Source organism: Micromonospora inositola (assembly GCF_900090285.1).
GTDB lineage: Bacteria > Actinomycetota > Actinomycetes > Mycobacteriales > Micromonosporaceae > Micromonospora > Micromonospora inositola.
This window is the reverse complement of sequence record NZ_LT607754.1, coordinates 1544116-1570167: the sequence shown is the minus strand read 5'-3', so window position 1 is coordinate 1570167 and position 26052 is coordinate 1544116. Positions and strand designations below refer to the sequence as shown.

The following is a 26052-nucleotide window of genomic DNA, read 5'->3' as shown; positions in this document are numbered from 1 at the left end:
CCGGGGCGCGCACATCAGCCGATCGGTGGACGGTTGTCCACTGGACGGGCTGATTCTGTGGGACGGCCGCTGGGCCGGGCGCTCCGGTCATCACCGGCAACCGCCATCAATCCGAACAATCCTTACCCAATTCTTAAGCCCGCTGATCACGGTCGTCTTGGCGTGGGATAGCGCGGGTGGTGGGCAACCGATAACCTCCGCGATGTCCGACCTCTGACACGACCTACACGGGGGCACCTCGCATGAACATACGTAGCCGGGCTGCGCTCCGGATCGGAGGGGCGGCGCTGCTCGCGGCCGGCGCGGTCGCGATGGCGGGGGCACCCGCCCAGGCCGCCGACACGAAGGCCGACCTGGAGTTGACGGTCGCCGGCACCACGTTGGCCGAGGGCACCACGGAGAAGATCGGCTGGGTCAAGGTCAAGAACAACGGCCCGGGCACGCCGAGCGCGATGACGGTCGCTGTCGACCTGTCCGGCCTCCATGACGAGCGGATCATCACCCTCCCGGCCGTCGACGGCTGCAAGGGCGGCCCGATCGACTCGCTCGAGTGCCCCGTGCCGGCGGCGAAGATTCCGGGTCCCGGCGAGACGCTGGAGTTCCCGGTCGTCACCATCAAGAGCCCCGAGGGCTACGACGGCGGTGACACCTACATTGGCTTCGTCGTCCGGTCGCCCGACGACACCACTCCGGACAACAACATCAAGCAGGTCAAGCTGGAGTTCGAGGGCGGGCCGGGTGTCGACCTCGGTGTGCGGGTGGAAGACGTCAAGACGAAGTTCGACATCGACGGCGGCGAGCAGCAGAACCAGCCCCCGCTGTACCCGGGCGACGAGACAGGCGTCGTGGGCCTGGTCCGCAACCAGGGCGACACCATCGCCAAGGGCATCGAGCTGAAGCTGCAGCTGCCGAAGCAGGTCACCTTCACCGAGCAGTACGAGGGCTGCAAGTACTCCGCCGACATGCGTACCGCGACGTGCCGCGACGATGAATTCCTGCTGGCGCCGGGCGAAGGGTTCGACCTTCCGTTCCCGATCAAGGTGGCGGCAGGCGTCAAGGCTCCGGTGACGCTGCCGGACGGCTCGCTGGCGGCTGAGGCCCTCGACGAGGCGCCGGCGGACTCGCCGCTGGCCAAGGCGGCCCGCACGACCATCTTCGAGAAGGCCGAGCTGTTCGGCGCCAACGCGCGGGCGACCGAGGTGGACCCGTCGGACAACGTGGACGACTTCGCGGTCATCGTGGCCGCCAAGGGCGGTGCCGGCGGTGGCGGCGGTGCCGGCGGTGGCGGCGGTGGTCTGCCGGTGACCGGGCCGCAGGCCGGGCTGATCGGCGGGATCGGGGCCGCCGTGCTGGTCGCGGGTGGTGTGCTGGTCCTGGCCGCGCGGCGGCGTCGGGTCGTCCTGCTGACCCCGGGCGACGAGAAGCCGACGGCCTGAGGGCGTCCTCTATCGACCCGGGAGGGTCGTTCACATAACGCACGGCAGTGGGGGCGGGATGGGTGGCCATCCCGCCCCCACTGTCCATCGGGCCGGGTCGCCCCGGCGGCGACCCCCTTCCCGGCGCCCGCGGGCCGACGGGATGCCGCGGCGGTCGAGCGCCCGATCGACCCACCGGCCGCCGCTCCCAGCCCGGCTGGCAGAGTGGAGGGGTGAGCCGTACCCCGCAGGGCCAGCGCGCCAGCCTGGACAAGCAGCCGCACGAGGTCGCCGCGATGTTCGACGGCGTGGCCGCCCGCTACGACCTGACCAACACCGTGCTCTCCTTCGGGCAGGACCGGTTCTGGCGGCGGGCCACCCGGGCGGCGCTCGGCCTGCGCCCCGGCGAGCGGGTGCTGGACGTGGGCGCGGGCACCGGTGTCTCGACCGAGGAACTGGCCCACTCCGGGGCGTACGCGGTGGGCGCGGACCTGTCGCTGGGCATGCTGCACGCCGGTAAGCGGACCCGTCCGCAGGTGCCGCTGCTGGCCGGGGACGCCCTCAAGCTGCCCTTCGCCGACGCCAGCTTCGACGCGGTGACCATCTCCTTCGCGCTGCGCAACGTCAACGACACCGACGCCGCGCTGCGCGAGCTGGCCCGGGTGACCAGGCCGGGCGGCCGGCTGGTGGTCTGCGAGTTCAGCACCCCGGTCAACCCGACCTTCCGGACCGTCTACCTGTCGTACCTGATGCGGTCCCTGCCGGCGGTGGCGCGCGCGGTCTCCAGCAACCCCGACGCGTACGTCTATCTCGCCGAGTCGATCCGGGCCTGGCCCGACCAGGCGGCTCTCGCCGCGCGGATCGGCGCGGCCGGGTGGGGCCGGGTGGCCTGGCGGAACCTCACCGGCGGTGTGGTGGCGCTGCATCGCGCGATCCGCGACTGACCCGCGGCCGCGCGCGCGACGCAGTTTCGCCATAAACGGGCTGTTTCGTGAATATCCGTTTTTAGTCCACTTTGCCCCATAAGCTCACCCCATGACGGGACCAGAGCAGGCGGCCGCGCCGGCGGCCACCGACGACGACGCCGCGGAACTCATCGCGCAGCTCAAGGAGCTGGCCGGCGCCGATCCCGCCGATGTCCGTCAGGTGGTCGCCGAGGTGCTCGCCGCGCTCGACCGCGCCGCCGGAGGCGCGTTGCGGGACCACCTGCCCGAGACGATCCGGGTCGACGCCGGGCTGGACGCCGCCGCACCCACCCGCCCCTGACGTCGAAGTGGACCCCGACCGGCGCGTTTCCAGGAAGTTAGGTACCCCTCACCGGCTACGGGTGTAACGCCGGTCATAGACTCCAACCCGATCGGCTTGTGAAGCATTTCACGAGCATGCGGGAGGAGGCGCAGATGACCGCGGTGGAGAACGACGCCGACGTGATCGTCGTGGGCGCCGGTCCCGGAGGATCGGCAACCGCGTACCACCTGGCTCGGCACGGCGTACGCGTGCTGCTGCTGGAGAAGACCGAGTTCCCCCGGGAGAAGGTCTGCGGCGACGGGCTCACCCCGCGCGCCGTACGGCAGCTCATCCGGATGGGCGTGGACACCTCGCCCGAGGCCGGCTGGCTGCACAACCGTGGCCTGCGGGTGATCGGCGGCGGGGTACGCCTCGAACTGGACTGGCCCGACCTGGCCAGCTTCCCCAACTACGGCCTGGTCCGCACCCGGCTCGACTTCGACGACCTGCTCGCTCAGCGTGCCATCTCGGCCGGGGCGAAGCTGCGCACCAGCGTGAACGTCACCGGCCCGGTGCTCGACGCCGACGACCGGGTGATCGGCGTGCAGGCCGAGGTCGGCCCGGAGAAGGAGCCGGCCACCTTCCACGCCCCGCTGGTGGTCGCCGCGGACGGCGTCTCCGGCCGCTTCCCACTCGCCCTCGGGCTGGCCAAGCGGGAGGACCGGCCGATCGGCGTGGCCGTCCGGCGCTACTACCGCTCGCCCGCCAAGCACGAGGACGACTACCTGGAGTCGTGGCTGGAGCTGCGCAGCAAGGACAGCGGCGACAACCTGCTCCCCGGGTACGGCTGGATCTTCGGCCTCGGCGACGGGCGGGTGAACGTCGGCCTCGGCGTGCTGAACTCCTCCTCCGCCTTCGGCAAGACCAACTACCGGCGGCTGCTCACCGACTGGCTCGCCAACACCCCCGAGGACTGGGGGATGACCGACGAGGCGAACGCGGAGGGGCCGATCCTCGGCGCCGCGCTGCCGATGGGCTTCAACCGGGTGCCGCACTACGCCCGCGGGGTCATGCTGGTCGGCGACTCCGGCGGCATGGTCAACCCGTTCAACGGCGAGGGCATCGCGTACGCGATGGAGTCCGGCGAGCTGGCCGCCGAGGTCGCGGTCCAGGCGCTCGCCCGGCCGGCCGGCGCCGAGCGGGAGCGGGCGCTGATGGCGTACCCGCAGGAGCTGAAGGCCCGCTTCGGGGGCTACTACCGGCTCGGCGGCATCTTCGTGAAGCTGATCGGCCGTCCGGAGATCATGCGGATGGCCACCAAGCACGGCATGCCGCACCCGACGCTGATGCGCTTCGTGCTCAAGCTGCTGGCCAACCTGACCGACCCGCGCGGCGGCGACTCGATGGATCGGGTCATCAACGCGATGACGAAGGTGGCACCAGCCGTCTAGACCACCGCCCGGGGCCGGCGACGGCCCCGGGCGCGGACAAAGATCGACCCCCCGCTGGCCGCGGTCACGAGGGACGTGAATAGTGTGATTTTCGCCAAGCACCAGGGGCAGGGAAGGACGAGCAGGAGACAACGATGACGCTCTCGCCTTACGCACCGATCATCGGGCTGTTCGCCCTCGCCGCGGGGTTCGCACTGTTCTCCGTGGCCGCCGCCCGCTTCGCCGGACCCCGGCGCCTCAACAAGGCCAAGCTCGAGGCGTACGAGTGCGGCATCGAGCCGAGCCCGCAGCCGGTCGGCGGCGGCCGGTTCCCGGTCAAGTTCTACCTGACGGCGATGCTCTTCATCGTCTTCGACATCGAGATCATCTTCCTCTACCCCTGGGCGGTCTCCTTCGACGCCCTGCCGATCTTCGGCTTCGTGGAGATGGTCATGTTCATCGTCGCGGTCTTCGTCGCCTACGCCTACGTCTGGCGGCGCGGCGGCCTGGACTGGGACTGAGGGAGGTACGTCTGATGGGCATCGAGGAGAAACTCCCCGCCGGCGTCCTGCTCACCTCCGTGGAGAAGCTGGTCAACTGGTCGCGGAAGTCGTCCGTCTGGGGCGCCACCTTCGGCCTGGCCTGCTGCGCCATCGAGATGATGGCGGCCGGTGGTCCGCACTACGACATGGGCCGCTGGGGCATGGAGGTCTTCCGTGCCTCGCCCCGCCAGGCGGACCTGATGATCGTCGCCGGCCGGGTGAGCCAGAAGATGGCCCCGGTGCTGCGCCAGATCTACGACCAGATGGCCGAGCCCCGCTGGGTGCTCTCCATGGGCGTCTGCGCGAGCAGCGGCGGCATGTTCAACAACTACGCGATCGTCCAGGGCGTCGACCACGTGGTGCCGGTCGACATGTACCTCCCGGGCTGCCCGCCCCGGCCGGAGATGCTCATCGACGCGATCCTCAAGCTCCGCGAGAAGATCATGTATGAGCCGCTGGGCGCGAACGGCCGCAAGATGCTGGAGGCCCGCAAGGAGCGCGGTGACGTGCCCGTCGTGCCGTACGGCTCGATGCCGTCGTCGTACCGCAACGACAAGGCCCGGCGTGCCGAGTGGACGAAGGCGGTCCGCGAGGGGCGCGAGGAGCAGCTGCGGATCGAGAACTGGATGAACGCTCAGAACCACCTCCACCCGCACGAGGGCGTGAAGAAGTGACCGCACGTGACAACAAGGCGAACGGCGGCGTGCCGGTGCCGACCACCCCGGCCGGCGCCACCAGCGGCGCCCCGGCCGAGTACCCCCCGTCCAGCCCGGCCGGGCGCGGCATGTTCGGCATGCACGGCACCGGTGATGTCTCCGGCTACGGCGGCCTGGTCCGCCAGCGCAAGCCGGTCGAGGAGACCCCCCGGCCGTACGGCGGCTACTTCGACGAGGTCCGGGACGCGCTGGAGGAGGCGTACCCGGCCTTCGGCGACGCGATCGAGAAGGTCGTCGTCGACCGCGGCGAGCTGACCCTGCACGTCCGCCCGGAGCGGATCGCCGAGGTCTGCCAGGTGATGCGGGACGACCTGGCGCTCCGCTTCGAGCTCTGCTCCTCGGTGTCCGGGGTGGACTACCTGGGCGCGGACGAGCGCCGGCTGCACGTGGTCTACCAGCTCACCTCGATGACCTACCGGCGCCGGGTCCGGCTGGAGGCCGCGGTCTCCGCCGAGGACCCGCACCTGCCGAGCGTCACCGCCGTCTACCCGACCGCGGACTGGCAGGAGCGGGAGGCGTACGACATGTTCGGCATCGTCTTCGACGGCCACCCCAACCTGACCCGGATCCTCATGCCGGACGACTGGGAGGGGCACCCGCAGCGCAAGGACTACCCGCTCGGCGGCATCCCCGTCGAGTACAAGGGTGCGGAAATCCCCCCGCCGGACCGTAGGAGGTCCTACCAGTGACCACGTCGAACTACGCGACCGAGCGCGAGACCACCGAGGGCAAGGTCTTCACCGTCACCGGTGGGGACTGGGACCAGGTCGTCTCCGGCACCGACCCGATCAACGACGAGCGGATCGTCGTCAACATGGGTCCGCAGCACCCGTCCACGCACGGCGTGCTCCGGCTGATCCTGGAGCTGGAGGGCGAGACGGTCCGCGAGGCCCGCTCGGTGGTCGGCTACCTGCACACCGGCATCGAGAAGAACCTCGAATACCGCAACTGGGTCCAGGGCTCGACCTTCGTGACCCGGATGGACTACCTCGCTCCGCTGTTCAACGAGACGGCGTACGCGCTGGCGGTGGAGAAGCTGCTCGGCATCACCGACGAGGTGACCGAGCGGGCGAACACCATCCGGGTGCTGATGATGGAGCTGAACCGGATCTCCTCGCACCTGGTCTGGCTGGCCACCACCGGCATGGAGCTGGGCGCGATCTCGATCATGCTGTACGGCTTCCGCGAGCGGGAGCACATCCTCGACATCTTCGAGACCATCACCGGCCTGCGGATGAACCACGCGTACGTCCGACCGGGCGGCGTGGCGCAGGACGTGCCGGACGACGCGATCGTCAAGATCCGCGAGTTCCTCAAGATGATGCCGAAGAAGCTCAAGGAGTACGAGGACCTCCTCTCCGGCCAGCCGATCTGGACCGAGCGGACCAAGGGCGTCGCGGTGCTGGACGTGACCGGCTGCCTGGCGCTCGGTGTCACCGGTCCGGTGCTCCGCTCCGCCGGTCTCGCCTGGGACCTGCGCAAGACCATGCCGTACTGCGGCTATGAGACGTACGAGTTCGACGTGCCGACCCACCCGGACGGCGACGTCTGGGGCCGCTACCTGGTCCGGCTCGCCGAGATCCGGGAGTCGCTGAAGCTGGTCGAGCAGGCCCTCGACCGGTTGAAGCCGGGCCCGGTGATGGTGGCCGACCGCAAGATCGCCTGGCCGGCGCAGCTCGCCATCGGCGTCGACGGCATGGGCAACTCGCTGGAGCACGTCGCCAAGATCATGGGTCAGTCGATGGAGTCGCTGATCCACCACTTCAAGCTCGTCACCGAGGGCTTCCGGGTCCCGCCGGGCCAGGTGTACGTCGGCATCGAGTCGCCCCGCGGCGAGCTGGGCGTGCACGCGGTCTCCGACGGCGGCACCCGGCCCTACCGGGTGCACTACCGGGAGCCGAGCTTCGTCAACCTCCAGGCCCTCCCGGCGATGGCCGAGGGCGGCCTGATCGCCGACGTGATCGCCGGTGGCGCCTCGCTGGACCCCGTGATGGGTGGTTGTGACCGATGACTGTCTTTACCGAAGAGACCCGCGAGCGGGCGCGGGAGATCATCGCCCGCTACCCGGCGGACCGGTCCCGCTCGGCGCTGCTGCCGCTGCTGCACCTGGTGCAGTCCGAGGAGGGCTACGTCTCCCCGGCCGGCGTCGAGTTCTGCGCCGAGGTGCTCGGGCTGAACAAGGCCCAGGTCGGCGCGGTGGCCACCTTCTACACCATGTACAAGCGCAAGCCGACCGGTGACTACCTGGTCAGCGTCTGCACCAACACGATGTGCAACGTGCTGGGCGGCCAGGAGGTCTACGACACCCTCGCCGAGCACCTCGGCGTCGGGCACGACGAGACCACCGCCGACGGGAAGATCACCCTGGAGCACGCCGAGTGCCTGGCGGCGTGCGACTACGGCCCCGTGATGACCGTCAACTACGACTTCTTCGACGGCGTCGACCCGCAGGGCGCGCTCGGCGTGGTCGAGGAGCTGCGCGCCGGTGGCCGGCCGATGCCGACCCGGGGCGCCCGGCTCTGCACGCTGAAGGAGATGGCGGTGCAGCTCGCCGGTTTCGCCGACGAGCGCGCGGGCGCGGTCGCCGACGGCGGCCCGGGCGAGCCGAGCCTGCGCGGCCTGCGCCTGGCCGAGCAGCATGGCATCGCCGTGGCGGGCTTCGACCCGAACACCCCGATCCGGAGCAAGGCCGAGGCCGACAGGGCCGCGGCGCAGGCGAAGGCCGCCGAGGCCGCCAAGGCCGAGCCGGCGAAGGCCCAGCCGGCCGCGAACGTCAACGGCGCGAAGCCCACGACGGGCACGGCCGGCAACGCGGGCACCGGCGAGCCGGCTCCCGCCGCCGCAGCGACCGGCAGCACCGCGCCGGACGTGAAGGCGCCGGACGACAAGTCGCCGCAGGTGCGTACCGCCGAGACCCGGCAGCCGGACGCGCGGACCGCCGTGCCGGACGCCCCCGGCACCAAGATCCCGGCGGACAGCACGCCGCCGGCCCCGCGCGACGCGCAAAAGGCGGAGGCCGCCGGCACGGCGGCCAACCCGCCGGCCGGCGACGGCAAGCCCGCCGGCGACGAGGCCGGGGCGCAGGAGCGCAACCTCAAGGAAGCGGAGGCACAGAAGTGACGACGCCTCGGCCGGAGACGCTGGCCAAGCTGACGCCGGTGCTGACCAAGCGCTGGCTGTCGCCGGACGCCTGGCGGATCGGCACCTACGAGAAGCTGGACGGTTACGCCGCCCTGCGCAAGGCGCTCAAGGCCCACCCGGACGACCTGATCCAGCTGATCAAGGACTCCGGGCTGCGGGGTCGCGGCGGCGCCGGCTTCCCGACCGGTCTCAAGTGGGGGTTCATCCCGCAGGGCGACGGCAAGCCGCACTACCTGGTGGTCAACGCCGACGAGGGCGAGCCGGGCACCTGCAAGGACCTGCCGCTGATGACGCACGACCCGCACTCGCTGGTCGAGGGCGTGATCATCGCGTCGTACGCGATCCGGGCCAACCGCGCCTACATCTACATCCGGGGCGAGGCGGTGCACGCCGCGCGCCGGCTGCGCAACGCCGTCCAGGAGGCGTACGCCAAGGGCTACCTCGGCCGGAACATCCAGGGCACCGGCTTCGACCTGGAACTGGTGGTGCATTCCGGCGCCGGGGCGTACATCTGCGGTGAGGAGACCGCGCTGCTGGACTCGCTGGAGGGCTTCCGGGGCCAGCCCCGGCTGCGCCCGCCGTTCCCGGCGACCCACGGCCTGTACGCCAGCCCCACGGTGGTCAACAACGTCGGCACCATCGCCAGCGTGCCGTACATCGTGCTGGGCGGCGCGGACTGGTGGAAGACCATGGGCACGGAGAAGTCCTCCGGGCCGATGATCTACTCGCTGTCGGGCCGGATCGCCGACCCGGGCCAGTACGAGTGCTCGATGGGGATCACGCTGCGGGAGCTGATCGAGCTGGCCGGCGGCATGCAGCCCGGGCACGAGCTGAAGTTCTGGACCCCGGGCGGGTCGTCGACCCCGCTGCTCACCGCCGAGCACCTGGACGTGCCGCTGGACTTCGAGGGGGTGGCGGCGGCCGGCTCGATCCTGGGCACCACGGCCACCCAGATCTTCTCCGACCAGGACTGCCCGGTGTACGCGACCTACCGGTGGCTGGAGTTCTACCACCACGAGTCGTGCGGCAAGTGCACCCCGTGCCGCGAGGGCAACTACTGGATGGTCCGGGTCTACCGGCGGATCCTCGCCGGCCAGGGCACCCACGAGGACCTGGACACCCTGCTCGACACCTGCGACAACATCCTCGGCCGCTCGTTCTGCGGCCTGGGTGACGGTGCGACCAGCTCGGTGACCTCGTCGCTGAAGTACTTCAAGCAGGACTACCTCGACTACATCGAGGGACGTACCGCGCCGAAGCTGTCGGACAAGCAGCTGGTGGGAGCCCACTAATGACCGACGTAGCCAAGCAGACCGAGACCGTCACCCTCACCATCGACGGCGTCGAGGTCACCGCCCCCAAGGGCGCGCTGCTGATCCGGGTCGCCGAGCAGTTGGGCACCGAGATCCCGCGTTTCTGCGACCACCCGCTGCTGGCCCCGGCCGGCGCCTGCCGGCAGTGCCTGGTGGAGGTGGAGGGCCAGCGCAAGCCGGTCGCCTCCTGCACCCAGACGGTGGCCGACGGCATGGTGGTCCGCACCCAGCTCACCTCCCCGGTCGCGAAGAAGGCGCAGGAGGGGGTGATGGAGCTGCTGCTCCTCAACCACCCCCTGGACTGCCCGATGTGTGACAAGGGCGGCGAGTGTCCGCTGCAGAACCAGGCCATGTCCACCGGCCGGACCGACTCGCGCTTCCACGAGCACAAGCGGGAGTACGAGAAGCCGATGCCGATCAGCACCCAGGTGCTGCTCGACCGCGAGCGCTGCGTGCTCTGCCAGCGCTGCACCCGGTTCTCGGAGGAGATCGCCGGCGACAAGTTCATCGACCTGATGGGCCGGTCGTCCGCCGAGGAGATCAACATCTACCGGGACGACGCGTACGGCGAAGAGGGCGACGCGGGTGACGTGCCGTTCAACTCGTACTTCTCCGGGAACACGGTGCAGATCTGTCCGGTCGGCGCGCTGACCGGATCGCAGTACCGGTTCCGGGCCCGGCCGTTCGACCTGGTCTCCACCCCCAGCGTCTGCGAGCACTGCTCCGCCGGGTGCGCCCAGCGCACCGACTGGCGGCGCGGCAAGGTGCTGCGCCGGCTGGCCGGCGACGACCCGGCGGTGAACGAGGAGTGGAACTGCGACAAGGGGCGGTGGGGCTTCCAGTACACCCGCGCCTTCGACCGGATCACCACCCCGATGGTCCGCGACGAGCGGACCGGTGAGCTGCGCGAGGCCTCCTGGAGCGAGGCGCTGACCCGCGCCGCCGAGGGGCTGCGCGCCGCCCGGGACGGCGGTCGGGGGACGGCGGTGCTCACCGGCGGCCGGCTGACCGTCGAGGACGCCTACGCGTACGCGAAGTTCGCCCGGGTCGCGCTGAACACCAACGACATCGACTTCCGGGCCCGGCCGGTCTCCCGCGAGGAAGCCGACTTCCTGGCCAGCAACGTCGCCGGGGTCACCGACCTCACCTACGCGGACGTGGAGAACGCGCCCGCGGTGGTGCTGGTCGGCCTGGAGCCGGAGGAGGAGTGCCCGATCCTCTTCCTGCGGCTGCGCAAGGCGTACCTGAAGAAGAAGCTCACGGTGTACGCGATCGCGCCGTTCGCGACCCGCGGTCTGGAGAAGCTCGGGGCCAAGCTGGCCCGGGTGGTGCCGGGCGAGGAGGCCAGCGTGCTGGCCGAGCACGCCACGGTCGCCGAGGCGCTGAGCACGCCGGGCGCGATCCTGATCGTCGGCGAGCGGCTGGGCGCCGTGCCGGGCGGGCTCTCCGCCGCGGCCGGCATCGCCCGGCGTACCGGGGCGAAGCTGGCCTGGGTGCCGCGGCGCGCGGGTGACCGCGGCGCGGTCGACGCGGGCTGCCTGCCCAACCTGCTCCCCGGCGGCCGCCCGGTCACCGAGCCGGCCGCCCGGGCCGAGCTCGGCGAGGCGTGGGACATCGCGGCCGGGGTGATCCCGAGCCAGGCCGGCCGGGACACCGACGGCATCCTCACCGCCGCCGCGAACGGCCAGCTCGGCGCGCTGGTGGTGGCCGGCGTCGACCCGGCCGACCTGGCCGACCCGCGGCTGGCCGAGCAGGCCCTCGACGCGGTGCCGTTCCTGGTCAGCCTGGAACTGCGGATGAGCGCGGTGGCCCGCCGGGCGGACGTCGTCTTCCCGGTCGCCCCGGTGGTCGAGAAGGCCGGCAGCTTCCTGGACTGGGAGGGCCGGCTGCGCACCTTCGAGGCCGTGCTGGAGACCGCCGCGATGACCGACGGCCGGGTGCTCGACGCGCTCGCCGCGCAGCTCGACGTCCGGCTCGGCACCGGCGACGTGATGAGCGTCCGCCGGGAGCTGGGCGCGCTGCCGTCGACCCGGGTCGACCAGCCGGCCGCGCCGTCCGTCGAGCCGGTCCCGGTGCCGCAGCCCGGCGCGGGCGAGGCGGTGCTGGCCACCTGGCACCAGCTGATCGACCTGGGCAGCCTGACCGATGGCGACGAGCACCTCGCCGGCACCGCCCGCCCGCCGGTGGTCCGGCTGGGCAAGGGCACCGCGGAGGCGATCGGCGTCGCCGACGGCGACCCGGTCACGGTGGGCACCGACCGCGGGGCGCTCACCCTGCCGGCGGCGATCACCGAGATGCCGGACGGCGTCGTCTGGCTGCCGACCAATTCACCCGGCTCGACCGTACGGCGCAGCCTCGGCGCGACGTCCGGCACGGTCGTACGCATCTCCGCCCCCGCGCTCGCGGCGGACGCGGCTGATCGCCCGGGTCCCCTTCTCAACGCTGGGGGTATCCAGTGAACGCGCTCTACCTCGCGGCGCAGGACCCGACGCTGGCGGACTTCGGCAAGGACCCGTGGTGGCTGGTCCTCGGCAAGATCGTCTTCGCCTTCGTCTTCGGTCTGCTGGCCACGCTGCTCGGCGTCTGGTTCGAGCGCCGGGTCGTCGGCTACATGCAGGTCCGGCCCGGCCCCAACCAGGTCGGCCCGTTCGGCCTGCTGCAGACCCTCGCCGACGGTCTGAAGATGGCCTTCAAGGAGGACATCCTCCCGCGGACGGCCGACAAGGTGGTCTTCTTCTTCGCGCCGACCATCTCGGTGATCTGCGCGGTCACCTCGCTGTCGGTGGTGCCGTTCGGCCCGATGGTGAGCATCTTCGGCCACCACACGCCGCTGCAGGTCACCGACGTGTCGGTGGCGGTGCTGGTGATCCTCGCCTGCTCCTCGATGGGCATCTACGGCATCGTGCTCGGCGGTTGGGCCTCCGGCTCGACGTACCCGCTGCTCGGCGGTCTGCGGTCCAGCGCCCAGATGATCTCGTACGAGGTCGCGATGGGGCTGAGCATCGTGGCGGTGTTCATGACCGCCGGCACGATGTCCACCAGCGGGATCGTCGCCGCCCAGGCCCACGGCACGCGGCTGAGCCTCGGCGGCTGGGAGGTCGCCGCACCCGGCTGGTACGCGATCCTGCTGCTGCCGAGCTTCATCATCTTCTTCATCGCCACCGTCGGTGAGACCAACCGGGCGCCGTTCGACCTGCCCGAGGCGGAGTCGGAGCTGGTCGCGGGCTTCATGACCGAGTACAGCTCGCTGAAGTTCGCGCTCTTCATGCTCTCCGAGTACGTCTCGATGGTGACCATGTCCGCGGTCACCACCACGCTCTTCCTCGGCGGGTGGCGGGCACCGGCGCCGATCACCACCTTCTGGGCCGGCGCCAACTCCGGTTGGTGGCCGATGCTCTGGTTCTTCGGCAAGGTGCTGATCCTCGTCTTCGTCTTCGTCTGGCTGCGGGGCACGCTGCCCCGGCTGCGCTACGACCAGTTCATGCGCTTCGGCTGGAAGGTCCTGCTCCCGATCAACCTGGTCTGGATCCTGGTCCTGTCCGGGCTGCGCTCGATCGAGGACTGGCAGGCCCGGGACCGGCTGCTCGCCACCGCGGTCGGCGCGGGCGTGCTGCTGCTGGCCACGCTCTTCTGGCCGAACCGCAAGCGGGAGCCGAAGCCGACGCTCCAGGACCAGGCCAACAGCCGTCCGCACGGCAGCTTCCCGCTGCCCCCGATGGACCTGCAGGTACCACCGAGCCCGCGCACCAAGCGCGTGGTCGCCGAGCGGGAGCCGGCCAACGTCGCCGCCGGCTCGGACTCCAGGGAGGTGTGACGTGGGCACGATCACCGGAACGTTCAAGGGCTTCGGGGTCACCTTCTCGCACATGTTCAGGAAGGTCGTCACCACCGACTACCCGTTCAAGCCGCCGGTCTCGGCGCCGCGCTACCACGGGCGGCACATCCTCAACCGGCACCCGGACGGGCTGGAGAAGTGCATCGGCTGCGAGCTGTGCGCCTGGGCCTGCCCGGCGGACGCGATCTACGTGGAGGGTGGCGACAACACCGAGGAGCAGCGCTTCTCCCCGGGTGAGCGGTACGCCAGCGTCTACCAGATCAACTACGCCCGGTGCATCTTCTGCGGGCTCTGCATCGAGGCCTGCCCGACCCGTTCGCTCACCATGAGCAACGAGTACGAGCTGGCCCGGGACAACCGGCAGGACCTGATCTTCACCAAGGAGCAGCTGCTCGCGCCGCTGCTGCCGGGGATGGAGCAGCCGCCGCACCCGATGCGGCTGGGTGACAGCGAGAAGGACTACTACATCGGTTCGCTGACCAACCCGGGCACCTCGGCCGGCGCCGAGCACTCGCCGATGGGCCCCGGCCGGTACCAGGTGGAGGAGCACCCCGGCGTGACCTTCCCCGGCGCCGAGCAGGCGGCCCAGCGGGCAGCGGCAGGCAAGGGAGACGGCGCATGACCACGCAGACGGTGCTCGCCGAGGCGGCCTCGGTCTCCGGCGGCGAGGCGGTGACCTTCTGGATCCTCGCCCCGCTGGCGCTGATCGGCGCGATCGGCATGGTCTGGGCCCGCAACGCGGTGCACTCCGCGCTCTGGTTGGTGCTGACCATGCTCTGCCTGGGCGTGTTCTACGTGCTCCAGGCGGGCCCGTTCATCGGCATGGTGCAGATCATCGTCTACACCGGCGCGATCATGATGCTCTTCCTGTTCGTGCTGATGCTGGTCGGCCGGGACGCCTCCGACTCGCTGATCGAGACGCTGCGCGGGCAGCGGACCGCCGCAGTGGTGCTCGGGCTCGGCTTCGCCGGCCTGGTCGGCAGCGGCATCTACCGGGCCCTCCACGGCGTCCGGGCGGTCGGCCTGGAACAGGCCAACGCCGAGGGCAACGTGCAGGGCATCGCCCGGCTGCTCTTCACCAAGTACGTCTTCGCCTTCGAGCTGACCTCGGCGCTGCTGATCACGGCGGCGGTCGGCGCGATGGTGCTGGCGCACGTGGAGCGGCGCAAGGAGGACCGGATGGACCAGGTCGCCACCATGAAGGCCCGGTTCCGCCCCGGCAACTACCCCGGCCCGAAGCCCGGCCCGGGCGTCTTCGCCACCTCCTCCTCGGTGGCCACCCCGGCCCGCCTGCCCGACGGCCGGCTGACCGAGCGCAGCACCCCGGACATCCTGCCGGTCCGTGAGCTGACCGCCGAGGAGACCTCGCTGAAGGGGACCGAGAAAAAGTGACCCCCGACTACTACCTGATCCTCGCCGCGGTGCTGTTCACCATCGGTGCCGTCGGGGTGCTGGTCCGGCGCAACGCGATCGTGCTGTTCATGTGCGTCGAGCTGATGCTCAACGCGGCCAACCTGACGCTGGTCACCTTCAGCCGGATCAACGGTGACCTCAACGGCCAGATCATGGCGTTCTTCGTGATGGTGGTGGCGGCGGCCGAGGTCGTGGTCGGGCTCGCGATCATCATGTCGATCTTCCGGACTCGACGCTCGGCGAGCGTCGACGACGCCAACCTGCTCAAGTACTAAGGGGCAAGCAAGTGGAAGAGACTGTGCGGTACGCAGAGGCCACGGGCTTGCTGGGTAGCGTCTGGCTGCTCGTGGCGATCCCGCTGGTCAGCGCGGCGATCCTGCTGCTGCTCGGCCGGCGGGCCGACCGCTGGGGGCACTGGCTGGGGGTGGCCGCCATCGGCGCCGCCTTCGTGCTCGGCCTGACCTACTTCTTCCAGCTGCGTGGCCTGGAGAACAAGTCGGTCGAGCAGAGCCTCTGGCAGTTCATCTCGGTCGGTGACTTCAAGGTCGACTTCGGTCTGCTCTTCGACCCGCTGGCCGGGGTCTTCGTGCTGCTGATCACCGGGGTGGGCTTCCTGATCCACCTCTACGCGGTCGAGTACATGGCGCACGACGAGGGCCGGCGGCGGTTCTTCGCGTACTTCAACCTCTTCGTCGCCGCGATGCTCCTGCTGGTGCTCGGCAACAACTACGTGATGCTCTACTTCGGCTGGGAGGGCGTCGGCCTGGCGTCGTACCTGCTGATCTCCTTCTGGTACGGGCGGCCCAGCGCGGCCACCGCGGGCAAGAAGGCGTTCCTGATGAACCGGGTCGGCGACGCCGGCCTGGCCATCGGCATCTTCGTCATGTTCGCCACCCTCGGCACCACGCAGTACGACGAGGTCTTCAACGGCGTCGGCGCGTTGACCGGCACCACCGTGCTGGTGCTCGGCCTGCTGCTGCTGCTCGGCGCGGCCGGCAAGTCCGGTCAGTTCCCGCTCCAGGCGTGGCTGCCGGACGCGATGGAGGGCCCGACCCCGGTGTCGGCGCTCATCCACGCGGCCACCATGGTCACCGCGGGCGTCTACCTGATCGCCCGCTCCAACCCGATCTTCTCGGCCGACAGCACCCTCCAGCTCGTGGTGGTCAGCGTCGGCGCGCTCACCCTGCTGCTCGGCTGCGTCATCGGCGCGGCCAAGGACGACATCAAGCGGGTGCTGGCCTGGTCGACGGTGAGCCAGATCGGCTACATGTTCCTCGGCGTCGGTCTCGGCGGCGGCGCGTACGCGCTGGCGATCATCCACCTGCTGGCGCACGGCTTCTTCAAGGCCAACATGTTCCTCGGCGCCGGCTCGGTCATGCACGGCATGAACGACCAGGTGGACATCCGCCGGTTCGGCGGCCTGTCGAGCTACATGAAGATCACCTGGCTGACCTTCATGACGGGCTGGCTCGCCATCATCGGCATCCCGCCGCTGTCCGGCTACTTCTCCAAGGAGCCGATCATCGCCGCCGCCTTCGAGCGGGAGGGCTGGACCGCCTGGCTCTTCGGCGGGGCGGCCCTGCTCGGCGCCGGGCTCACCGCCTTCTACATGACCCGGCTCTTCGTGCTCACCTTCCACGGCCCTAAGCGGTGGACCGAGGACATCGAGCACCCGCACGAGTCGCCGAAGCTGATGACCATCCCGCTGATCCTGCTCGCGGCCGGTTCGGTGCTGGCCGGTGGCCTGATGACGTGGAACGACGGGGTCGTCTCCTGGCTGGCCCCGGTGCTCGGCGAGGAGGCCGGTGGCGAGGCGCACGCCGTGCTCCCGCACCTCGTGATCACCATCCTGTCGATCCTGGTCACCGTGCTCGGCGCCGGACTCGCCTGGGCGCTGTTCCGCAACGGCACGGCCACCGAGCCGCAGCCGGCCGGCGTGCTGGTCACCGCCGCCCGCCGCAACCTCTACACCGACGCCGTCAACGAGGCGGTCTTCGAGAAGCCGGGCATCTTCCTCACCCGGGCGCTGGTCTTCCTCGACAACCGGGGCGTCGACGGGCTGGTCAACGGCCTCGCCGCCGCCGTGGGCGGTGGTTCGGGCCGGCTCCGGCGGCTGCAGACCGGTTTCGTGCGGTCGTACGCGACCTCGATCCTGACCGGCGCGCTGCTCGTGGTGGCGGCGTTCCTGGCGGTGCAGGCGGGGTGGCTGGCGTGATCGACCTCTTCCCGGCCGCCCCCGCCGGCGGGCCACGCAGTCACGACGGAGGTAAGGCCGAATAATGTCCAACTTCCCGTTCCTCTCGGTGCTGACCGTGGCACCGCTGGTCGGCGCCCTGGTCGTGGCCCTGCTGCCGCGCCGCTCGCCCGAGCTGGCCAAGCAGGTGGCGTTCGGCTGGTCGCTGCTCGTGCTGGTGCTGTCGGTGGTCATGTGGATCACCTTCCAGGCCGACGGTGACCGGTTCCAGTTCCGCGAGTCGTACTCGTGGATCCCGAACTGGGGCGTCAACTTCACCTTCGCCGCGGACGGCATCGCGCTGGTCATGCTGATGCTGATCGCGATCCTGGTGCCGCTGGTGATCCTGGCGTCCTGGCACGACGCCGAGTCGTCGAAGCGGTCCGTGCCGGTCTACTTCGCCCTGCTGCTCGTCCTCGAGTGCACGATGATCGGCGTCTTCGCCGCCGCCGACGTCTTCCTGTTCTACGTGTTCTTCGAGGTCATGCTCGTCCCGATGTACTTCCTCATCGGCAGCTACGGTGGCCACCAGCGGCAGTACGCGGCGGTGAAGTTCTTCCTCTACTCGCTGGTCGGCGGTCTGTTCATGCTGGCCGCGGTGATCGGCCTCTGGGTGGTCGGCGGGAAGACCTTCGACTGGCAGGCGCTGAGCCAGGTGGACATCTCCACCGGCACCGCCCGTTGGCTCTTCCTCGGCTTCTTCCTCGCCTTCGCGATCAAGGCGCCGTTCTTCCCGTTCCACACCTGGCTGCCGGACGCCGGTGGCGCGGCCCCGGCCGGCGCGGCGGCGCTGCTGGTCGGCGTGCTGGACAAGGTCGGCACCTTCGGCATCCTGCGGTACTGCCTGCCGCTCTTCCCCGAGGCGTCGCGGTGGTTCGCCCCGTGGGCGCTGGCGCTCGGCGTGATCGGCATCATCTACGCCGCGCTGCTGGCGGTCGGCCAGAACGACCTGAAGCGGCTGGTGTCGTACACCTCGATCGCGCACTTCGGCTTCATCGGCGTCGGCATCTTCGCCTTCACCACCCAGGCCGGCACCGGCGCGGTGCTCTACATGCTCAACCACGGCCTCGCCACCGGCCTGCTCTTCCTGGTGGTGGGCATGCTGATCGCGCGCCGCGGCTCGGCCCTGATCAGCGACTTCGGCGGCGCGGGCAAGCTCGTCCCGCTGCTCGCCGGGGTGCTCTTCTTCGCCGGCCTCGCCTCGCTGGCGCTGCCCGGCACCGCGCCGTTCGTCTCCGAGTTCCTGGTGCTGATCGGCACCTTCACCACCAACAAGCCGGTCGCGGTGATCGCCACGCTCGGCATCATCCTGGCCGCCGCGTACGTGCTGTGGATGGTGCAGCGCACCACCCAGGGCACCCTCAACCCGGCCCTGACCGAGGTCGAGGGCATGCGCCGGGACCTCACCCTGCGCGAGAAGGTCGTGGTCGCCCCGCTGATCGCGCTGATCGTGCTGCTCGGCTTCTACCCCAAGCCGGTCACCGATGTCATCAACCCCGCCGTCCGCGCGACCATGCAGGACGTCGGTCGGACCGATCCCGCCCCGACGGTCGGCAGCGTCCAGGAGGCCGCAAAATGACCGAGCTGAAGTTGCCGTCGATCGACTACGCGGCGCTCGCTCCGATCCTGATCATGCTGGGCGTCGCCCTGGTCGGCGTCCTGGTCGAGGCGTTCGTGCCCCGGCGCCTGCGCAACGGGGTGCAGCTCGCGCTCGCCCTGGTGGCGGTGCTCGGCGCGCTCACCATGGTCATCCTCAACTCCGACGATCGGCTGCTCACCGCCGGTCAGGCGATCGCGGTGGACGGGCCGACGCTCTTCCTCCAGGGCGCGATCCTGATCCTCGCCGCGATGGCGCTGCTGCTCATCGGCGAGCGCTCGGTCGAGCGGGGCGGGGCGTTCGTCGCCCACGCCGCGGTCACCGCCGAGTCGTCCGACGACCGGCGGCAGGCCGAGGGCGTCGGCGGGACCACCGAGGTGTACCCGCTGGCCACCTTCGCGATCGGCGGCATGCTGATCTTCGTGGCGGCGAACGACCTGCTGACCATGTTCATCGCGCTCGAGGTCTTCTCGCTGCCGCTCTACCTGCTCTGCGCGCTGGCCCGCCGCCGGCGGCTGCTCAGCCAGGAGGCGGCGATGAAGTACTTCATGCTCGGCGCGTACGCCTCGGCGTTCTTCCTCTTCGGCGTGGCGCTGATCTACGGCTTCACCTCCGGCATCCCGGGCCGGACGGCCGGGGTCGACTTCGCCACCGTGCATGCCGCGGTCAGCGACTCCCCGGCCAGCCCGGTGCTGCTCTTCGCCGGCATGGCGCTGCTCGCCATCGGCCTGCTCTTCAAGGCGGCAGCCGCGCCGTTCCACGTCTGGACGCCGGACGTCTACCAGGGCGCCCCGACGCCGGTGACCGGGTTCATGGCCGCCTGCACGAAGGTCGCCGCGTTCGGCGCCCTGCTGCGGGTCTTCCACGTCGCGTTCTCCGGGGCGGCCTGGGACTTCACCCCCGTCCTCGGCGCGGTGGCGGTGCTGACCATGCTGGTCGGTGCGGTGCTGGCGGTCACCCAGACCGACATCAAGCGGCTGCTGGCCTACTCGTCGATCGCGAACGCCGGTTACCTGCTGGTCGGCGTGCTGGCACCCAGCAAGGACGGGCTCTCCGGCACGATGTTCTACCTGGTCGCGTACGGCTTCTCGGTGCTCGCCGCGTTCGCCGTGGTGACCCTGGTCCGGGACGCGGACGGCGAGGCGACCCACCTGTCCCGGTGGGCCGGGCTGGGCCGACGGTCGCCGTTCTTCGCGGCGATCTTCACCTTCCTCCTGCTCGCCTTCGCCGGTATCCCGCTGACCAGCGGCTTCATGAGCAAGGTCGCCGTCTTCGGCGCGGCGTGGGCAAGCGGGAACGCGTGGCTTGTCGTGGCAGGCGTGGTGACCAGCATGGTGCTGGCCTTCCCGTACCTGCGGGTCGTGGTGATGATGTGGCTCTCCGAGCCGGGCGAGGCCACCCCCACGGTGACCGTGCCGGGCGCGCTCACCTCGGCGGCCCTGATGATCGGCGTGCTGGCCACCCTGGTCCTGGGCGTCGCGCCGGCGCAGCTGCTCGACCTGGCCAACGGTGCCGCCGAATTCGTGCGATGACCGAGGTCGTCCCACCGGGGGCCGGTACGCCGTTGCGTACCGGCCCCCGGTCCGTGTCCCCCTGTCCGGGGAAGGTCGAACGGGTGTGGCATGGTTGAAGACGTGGTGATTCCGGCTGGCGAGCGTTCGAGTGCCACCGGCTCCGGCGGTCGTCGGGGTCCGGAGGGCACGGGTCAGTTCGGCGCGCTCGGCCTGCACCTCGCCGATCCCCGCGTCGAGGCTTCCGTGCTGGGCCTGCTGGAGGACGTCGAGGGTGCGCTGCGGGCCAGCGTGGCCAGCGCGGACCCGCTCGTCACCGAGGCCGCCCGGCATCTGATGGAGGCCGGCGGGAAGCGGTTCCGCCCGCTGCTGGTGGCGCTGAGCGCGCAGTTCGGCGACCCGACGCGGCCCCACGTCGTACCGGCCGCCGTGGTGATGGAGCTCACCCACCTGGCGACGCTGTACCACGACGACGTGATGGACGAGGCGGTCGTCCGCCGGGGCGCCCCGAGCGCCAACTCGCGCTGGGCCAACTCGGTGGCGATCCTGGTCGGCGACTTCCTCTTCGCGCGGGCCGCCGACCTGGCGGCCGACCTGGGCCCCGAGGCGGTGCGGTTGCAGGCGCGCACCTTCGCCCGGCTGGTCCACGGGCAGATCGCCGAGACGGTCGGCCCCCGGGACGGCGAGGACCCGGTCGCCCACTACCTGAACGTCATCGCCGGGAAGACCGGTTCGCTGATCGCCACCTCGGCCCGCTTCGGCGGCATGTTCGGCGGGGCGTCCCGCGAGCACATCGAGGCCCTGGCCGGGTACGGCGAGACGATCGGGGTGGCCTTCCAGCTCTCCGACGACCTGCTCGACATCGCCTCCGAGTCGACCCAGTCCGGCAAGACGCCCGGCACCGACCTGCGCGAGGGCGTACCGACCCTGCCGGTGCTCTACGCGCTCGCCTCGGACGACTCGGACGCCGCCTCGGTCCGGCTCCGGGAGATCCTGGCCACCGGCCCGCTGGTCGACGACGCGCTGCACGCCGAGGCCCTCGGCCTGCTCCGCGAGTCCCCGGCGCTCAAGCGCGCGAGAGAGACCGTCCGCAGCTACGCCGAGGACGCCCGGAACCGGCTCGCCCCCCTCCCCGAGGGCCCGGCCCGCCGCGCCCTCGAATCCCTCTGCGACTACATCGCCGACCGCACCAGCTGACCCGCCCCTCCCCGCGCCGCCCCTGCCGGGCCGGGCGGGGGCGTCAGGGGTGGGTGAGCAGGCGGCTGCCGGTGAGCATGAGGGTCGCGGCCAGGAGCATCGCGACGGCCGCGGACCCCCACATCGCCGGGTAGCCCAGGTGGGCGGCGACGGTGCCGAGGGCGAGCGGGCCGAGGCAACCGCCGGCGTACACCCCGGTCTGGGTGATCGAGGTGGCGGCGGCCGGGGCCCGCGGGTGCAGCTTGACCACCGCGAAGTTCATCAGCCCGGGCCAGGCCCAGCCGAGGCCGAAGCCGAGCACCACGCCGGCGACCAGCGGCGCCGGGCCGGCCAGCGCGAGCAGGCCCAGCCCGCCGGCGCCGACCACCAGCATCCCGGCGATCAGGGCGACGTGCCCGCTGGCCCGGCGGTCGGCCAGCCAGCCCGCGCCCACCCGGGCCGCCACGCACACGGCGCTGCCCAGGGTCAGGGTGAGACCGGCCAGGCCGGGCGACAGCCCGCGGCCGACCGAGGAGTCCACCACGAAGGTGCCCAGGGCGTTGGCCGCCGCCGCCGCGAGGGTCGCCGCCAGGCCGACCACCACCAGTGCCCACGTCGCCCGGCCGGCGCGGGTGGCGGCGGAGGGCGCGGTCCGGTCGCCCTCCTGCGGGGGTACGGCCGGCAGCGCGGCAAGCGCCGCCCCGGCCGCCGCCACGAACGCCCAGCGCCAGCCGGCGGTCAGCGCGATGGTCGGCACCGCCGCGCCGGCCAGCAGCGTGGAGACCGGGATCGCGGCCTGCTTCACCCCGAACGACAGCCCCTGCCGGTGCGCCGGAACGTGCCGGGCCAGCGCGGCGTTGCTGGCGAGTTGGCCGAGGGCGTTCGCGGCGGCGCTGAGCCCGAGCAGTGCGACCAGCACCGGGTACGACCGCGCCAGCGCCGCCACGGCCAGCAGCGAGCCGGCGGAGAGCAGGATGCCGGCGCGGGCCACCACGGCCGGGCCGTACCGCTCGACCAGCGCCCCGGAGGGAACCGAGGCGAGCGCGCTGATCCCGAAGTAGACCGAGACGGCGAGGCCCAGCCCGGCGGGGGAGAAGTGGAGGTCGTGACCCAGCTGCACGGCGAGGCCGCCGACCAGGAAGACGGGCAGCACGCAGGCGATCGTGGTGGCGATGGCGCCCGCGCTGGCCCGGACGGTCCGCCGGGGCGCGGGAGGTGCGGGGTCGAGCATGGTGTCGGTCATGGTCAGGCAAACCTACGCTGTCACGTTTTGGCAGCGGATCGTGTCTGTCGGTGCACGGGCTGTGCCCGGTGATCTGGCATCCTCGATCCGAACAGGCATTTCGCACTCGGCCTGTTTTTCATATGGTGTAAGTCCCCGGCGGCGGAGGTGGTTGTGCGCGACCCCTTGGCGGAACCTTCGGACCTGATCCGAAGCGTGTCCCGCGCGCTTCGAGTGCTCGAGTCGGTCGGCCGTGCGCCGAAGGGCCTGACCGTCAAGCAGATCGCCCGCCGCTGCGAGCTGACCGTGGCCACCACCTACCACCTGGTGCGCACCCTGGCGTACGAGGGCTACGTGATCCGCCGCGAGGACGGGACGTACATCGTGGGGCTGGAGGTGGCCGACCGCTACCGCGAGCTGGTGACCGCGTTCCGCGGACCGCAGGCCGTCGGTGAGTCGCTCCGCCGGGCGGCCGTCGACACCGGGTACAGCCACTTCCTCGGGCGCTTCGTGGGCGGGCAGGTGGCCATCACGGCGACTGCCGAGGGGCCGCGTACGCCGTACCTGGAGGACCTGGTGCCGGGCTTCGACGAGGGTGCCCACGCCACCGCGCTCGGCAAGAGCCTGCTCGCCACCCTCACCGCCGAGCAGCGCTTCCGCTACCTGCGCGAGTACGGCATGCGCCCGTTCACCAGCGCCACCCTGACCACCACCGAGGCGTTCGAGGCCGACCTGGCCGCCGGTGACCGGCGCGGCATGCAGCTGGAGCTGGGGCAGTTCCGGCAGGGCGTGGCCTGCGCCGCCGTGCTGGTCACCCCGGACAAGGACATCGAGCGCCGGGTGGTGCTGGCCTGCGCGCTGCCGGCCAGCGAGATGATGACCTCCGCCCGGGTGGTCCGGGCCAAGCTGCTCACCGTCGCCCGCGCCGTCGCCGACGGTATCGCCGCCGAGGCCTGATCCCGGCCCCCGTACGGCGACGGGCCCCCCGGTCCGGAAGGGGGCCCGTCGGGGCGGTCCAGCGCCGGACCGCCACGGGGAACGTCAGCTGCCGATCGGGCCGCCGTCGAGGCGCCAGGTGACCACCACGCCGGGCTTGGCGAAGTCGCCGTCCGGCCAGGTGGACGCCGGGTTCTCCACCGACGCGCCGGTGATCTCACCAGGGTGCTGCACGGCCACGAAGACCGAACGGTTGTCCTTCGTGATGAACGGGCCGCAGGTCTCCGCGCCGTAGGGCACGGTGAGAAACTGCTTCAGGTGCCCGCGCTCGGGGCCCTCCACGGCGGTGGCGAAGAGGCCGTCGTTGCTGCCCAGCGCGTTGCCGTCGGTGGAGATCCACAGGTTGCCGGTGGCGTCGAAGGCGACGTTGTCCGGGCATGAGATCGGCGAGACCTTCGACTTGTCGTACCCGGCGAAGTGGGTGGACGGGTCGGTCGGGTCGCCGCAGACGATCGGCAGCGACCAGGCGAAGGTCTCGGCGGTGTTGTCGCCCCGGTCCTCGACCAGCTCCAGGATCTGGCCGTGCTTGTTGAGGTTCCGCGGGTTCACCTCGTCGGCGGACGCCTTGCCGGCCTTGCCCCGGTCGGTGTTGTTGGTCAGCGCCACGTACACCTTGCCGGTCAGCAGGCTCGGCTCGACGTCCTCCGGCCGGTCCATCTTGGTCGCGCCGACCTTGTCGGCGGCGAGCCGGGTGAAGGTGAGCACGTCCGCGGCGGTCATCCCGTCCACGTACGACCGGTTGCCGCTGACCAGCTTGATCCACCCACCGCGGCCGTCGAACGCCCCGTCCGCGGGGAGCTTCCCGGAACCGTCGATCTCGGCGGCGCTGTTCCCGGCCAGCCGGGCGACGTAGAGCGTGCCCGACTCCAGCAGGGTCAGGTTGTGCCTGCGGGCCACCGACGAGTTGCCCGGCATGAACTTCTTGTCCGAGACGAACTTGTACAGGTAGTCGAACCGCTCGTCGTCGCCCATGTACGCAACCACGTGCCCGTCCTTCGCCACGATGACGTTGGCGCCCTCGTGCTTGAACCGGCCCAGCGCGGTGTGCTTGCGCGGCCGGCTGTCCGGGTCGAACGGGTCGATCTCGACGACCCAGCCGAACCGGTGCGCCTCGTTCGGGTGCTTCGCCAGGTCGAAGCGCTCGTCGGCACGGTCCCACTTGCGGCTGCCGCTGGGGTAGCGCACGTCGGTGGGGATGCCGTAGCGGGCCAACTTCGGCTTCAGCTCCTCCGGCGCGCCGTCGCCGCCGACGAAGTACTGGTTGAAGTTCTCCTCGCCGGACAGGACGGTGCCCCACGGGGTGACCCCGCCGGAGCAGTTGTTCAGCGTGCCGATCACCGTACGACCCTTCGGATCGGCGGCGGTGCGCAGCCAGGCCGCGCCGGCGGCCGGGCCGGTCAGCTCGAACTTCGTGGCCAGCGCCGTGACCCGCCGGTTGTACGGCCGCCGGCCGTGGTTGACCGGCCGCCATCGCCCGCTGCCGTCGGCCCGCTCCAGCTCCACCACGGACATGCCGTGTGCCGCCATCGCGACCCGCAGCTGCTCGACCGTGAGGGCGTCGATCCCGGTGAAGCCGGGGAACATCAGGTCCTCGTTGGTGTACTCGTGGTTCACCACGAGCAGCGCCCGCTTCCGGTCGATCGGCAGCACGCCGACGAAGTCGTTGTTGTAGCCGAACTGCTGCGCCTGGGCGGCGGCGGTCTGCGCGTGCACGCCGAACGCGGGCGCGCCGGGCACCACCGGGTCGCCCCACTTGATCACGACGGCGTGGTCGTACCCGTTCGGCACCACCAGGGTGTCGAGCCTGTTCGGCGGGATCGGCCTGAAGGTCAGCGCGCCGCTGCCCACGCCGCCCGGCGCGGCGGCCAGCTCGGTCGCGTCGGGCCCGGCGGGCGCGGCCGGGGCGGCGGTGGCCGGAGCGGCGCCGACCAGCGCCCCCGCGGCCGCGCCCCCGAAGCCGAGCACCAGGGCGCCGACGGCGCCGGCCCGGACCACGCCACGCCGGGACACCTCGGCGTCGACCAGGTCCCCGAAGTACGGGTTGTCGGAGGAGTTCGGTACCGGGTGGTCGCAGGCGTTGCCGCAGCGGTACAGGCAGGTCATCGCGTCGCGGCTGCCGTGGCGGTTGGCGCCCAGCAGCGGGAGCAGCCGGGGACGGTCGCTCATGGGGAGAGGCCTCCTGAGAAGACGTCGTGGCACGCTGGGATCACCCGCGCGCGTACCGGACGGACGCTGCCAGGACCCGGTGAGCGTGGGTCGGCCCGGATGTGAACCGGGTGTGAACA

22 protein-coding genes are annotated in these 26052 nt (G+C 71.3%); 20 read left to right on the top strand and 2 right to left on the bottom strand.

The genetic code is table 11. The features are described from left to right. Positions 1-242 precede the first annotated feature (242 nt). The 19 genes from GA0070613_RS07515 (at position 243) to GA0070613_RS07425 (ending at position 21570) form a co-directional block, all read left to right on the top strand. Positions 243-1436 carry a hypothetical protein gene (locus tag GA0070613_RS07515; protein ID WP_089011629.1) on the top strand — a complete coding sequence of 398 codons (1194 nt, stop codon included), beginning with the start codon at positions 243-245 and terminating at the stop codon, positions 1434-1436. A gap of 212 nt (positions 1437-1648) precedes the next feature. Next, positions 1649-2359 carry a demethylmenaquinone methyltransferase gene (locus GA0070613_RS07510; protein WP_089011628.1) on the top strand — a complete coding sequence of 237 codons (711 nt, stop codon included), beginning with the start codon at positions 1649-1651 and terminating at the stop codon, positions 2357-2359. 91 nt (positions 2360-2450) lie between these two features. Further along, positions 2451-2681 carry a hypothetical protein gene (locus GA0070613_RS07505; protein WP_089011627.1) on the top strand — a complete coding sequence of 77 codons (231 nt, stop codon included), beginning with the start codon at positions 2451-2453 and terminating at the stop codon, positions 2679-2681. A 134-nt stretch (positions 2682-2815) separates the two neighbouring features. Continuing rightward, on the top strand, positions 2816-4093 hold the full coding sequence (locus GA0070613_RS07500) for a geranylgeranyl reductase family protein (RefSeq protein ID WP_089015809.1): 1278 nt from the start codon (positions 2816-2818) through the stop codon (positions 4091-4093). A gap of 134 nt (positions 4094-4227) precedes the next feature. Beyond that, a complete protein-coding gene (locus tag GA0070613_RS07495) occupies positions 4228-4593 on the top strand; it encodes an NADH-quinone oxidoreductase subunit A (RefSeq protein ID WP_089011626.1) in 366 nt (121 codons plus the stop codon). Between the two features lie 14 nt (positions 4594-4607). Beyond that, the gene (locus GA0070613_RS07490; protein ID WP_089011625.1) at positions 4608-5288 is read left to right on the top strand and encodes a NuoB/complex I 20 kDa subunit family protein; all 681 of its coding nucleotides are present in this window, start codon (positions 4608-4610) and stop codon (positions 5286-5288) included. Beyond that, complete coding sequence (locus GA0070613_RS07485) at positions 5285-6019, top strand: NADH-quinone oxidoreductase subunit C (protein WP_089011624.1); 735 nt, start codon at positions 5285-5287, stop codon at positions 6017-6019. Before GA0070613_RS07490 ends, GA0070613_RS07485 begins: the two co-directional genes overlap by 4 nt. After that, positions 6016-7341, top strand: coding sequence for an NADH-quinone oxidoreductase subunit D (locus GA0070613_RS07480; RefSeq protein ID WP_089011623.1), 1326 nt, complete (start codon positions 6016-6018; stop codon positions 7339-7341). The genes GA0070613_RS07485 and GA0070613_RS07480 overlap by 4 nt, the downstream gene beginning before the upstream one ends. Next, entirely contained in the window at positions 7338-8450 is a 1113-nt protein-coding gene (nuoE, locus tag GA0070613_RS07475) for an NADH-quinone oxidoreductase subunit NuoE (RefSeq protein ID WP_089011622.1), read from the top strand. Before GA0070613_RS07480 ends, nuoE begins: the two co-directional genes overlap by 4 nt. Continuing rightward, positions 8447-9763: an NADH-quinone oxidoreductase subunit NuoF gene (nuoF, locus tag GA0070613_RS07470; protein WP_089011621.1), complete on the top strand. Its 1317-nt coding sequence runs from the start codon at positions 8447-8449 to the stop codon at positions 9761-9763. The genes nuoE and nuoF overlap by 4 nt, the downstream gene beginning before the upstream one ends. Continuing rightward, on the top strand, positions 9763-12243 hold the full coding sequence (locus tag GA0070613_RS07465; RefSeq protein WP_089011620.1) for an NADH-quinone oxidoreductase subunit G: 2481 nt from the start codon (positions 9763-9765) through the stop codon (positions 12241-12243). Before nuoF ends, GA0070613_RS07465 begins: the two co-directional genes overlap by 1 nt. Beyond that, the gene (nuoH, locus tag GA0070613_RS07460; protein ID WP_089011619.1) at positions 12240-13598 is read left to right on the top strand and encodes an NADH-quinone oxidoreductase subunit NuoH; all 1359 of its coding nucleotides are present in this window, start codon (positions 12240-12242) and stop codon (positions 13596-13598) included. Before GA0070613_RS07465 ends, nuoH begins: the two co-directional genes overlap by 4 nt. A 1-nt stretch (position 13599) precedes the next feature. Beyond that, entirely contained in the window at positions 13600-14241 is a 642-nt protein-coding gene (gene nuoI / locus GA0070613_RS07455; RefSeq protein WP_089011618.1) for an NADH-quinone oxidoreductase subunit NuoI, read from the top strand. After that, positions 14238-15011 (top strand): NADH-quinone oxidoreductase subunit J, encoded by a 774-nt coding sequence (locus tag GA0070613_RS07450; protein ID WP_089011617.1) that lies wholly within the window; start codon positions 14238-14240, stop codon positions 15009-15011. The genes nuoI and GA0070613_RS07450 overlap by 4 nt, the downstream gene beginning before the upstream one ends. Continuing rightward, positions 15008-15307, top strand: a complete 300-nt coding sequence (gene nuoK / locus GA0070613_RS07445; RefSeq protein WP_088959269.1) for an NADH-quinone oxidoreductase subunit NuoK — start codon at positions 15008-15010, stop codon at positions 15305-15307. Before GA0070613_RS07450 ends, nuoK begins: the two co-directional genes overlap by 4 nt. 11 nt (positions 15308-15318) lie before the next feature. Continuing rightward, complete coding sequence (gene nuoL / locus GA0070613_RS07440; RefSeq protein ID WP_089011616.1) at positions 15319-17247, top strand: NADH-quinone oxidoreductase subunit L; 1929 nt, start codon at positions 15319-15321, stop codon at positions 17245-17247. A 64-nt stretch (positions 17248-17311) separates the two neighbouring features. Next, complete coding sequence (locus GA0070613_RS07435; RefSeq protein ID WP_089011615.1) at positions 17312-18844, top strand: NADH-quinone oxidoreductase subunit M; 1533 nt, start codon at positions 17312-17314, stop codon at positions 18842-18844. Next, positions 18841-20394, top strand: coding sequence for an NADH-quinone oxidoreductase subunit NuoN (nuoN, locus tag GA0070613_RS07430; RefSeq protein ID WP_089011614.1), 1554 nt, complete (start codon positions 18841-18843; stop codon positions 20392-20394). Before GA0070613_RS07435 ends, nuoN begins: the two co-directional genes overlap by 4 nt. Positions 20395-20484: 90 nt before the next feature. Further along, on the top strand, positions 20485-21570 hold the full coding sequence (locus tag GA0070613_RS07425) for a polyprenyl synthetase family protein (RefSeq protein WP_089011613.1): 1086 nt from the start codon (positions 20485-20487) through the stop codon (positions 21568-21570). A 43-nt stretch (positions 21571-21613) separates the two neighbouring features. On the opposite strand, the gene GA0070613_RS07420 is transcribed toward GA0070613_RS07425, so the two are convergent. Continuing rightward, positions 21614-22792 carry an MFS transporter gene (locus tag GA0070613_RS07420; RefSeq protein ID WP_089011612.1) on the bottom strand — a complete coding sequence of 393 codons (1179 nt, stop codon included), beginning with the start codon at positions 22790-22792 and terminating at the stop codon, positions 21614-21616. Between the two features lie 153 nt (positions 22793-22945). Between GA0070613_RS07420 and GA0070613_RS07415 the strand changes: the two genes are divergently transcribed. Continuing rightward, positions 22946-23728, top strand: a complete 783-nt coding sequence (locus GA0070613_RS07415; RefSeq protein WP_089011611.1) for an IclR family transcriptional regulator — start codon at positions 22946-22948, stop codon at positions 23726-23728. Between the two features lie 84 nt (positions 23729-23812). Here GA0070613_RS07415 and GA0070613_RS07410 read toward each other — a convergent pair whose 3' ends face one another. Beyond that, positions 23813-25933: a PhoX family protein gene (locus GA0070613_RS07410; protein WP_089011610.1), complete on the bottom strand. Its 2121-nt coding sequence runs from the start codon at positions 25931-25933 to the stop codon at positions 23813-23815. Positions 25934-26052: the final 119 nt, after the last annotated feature.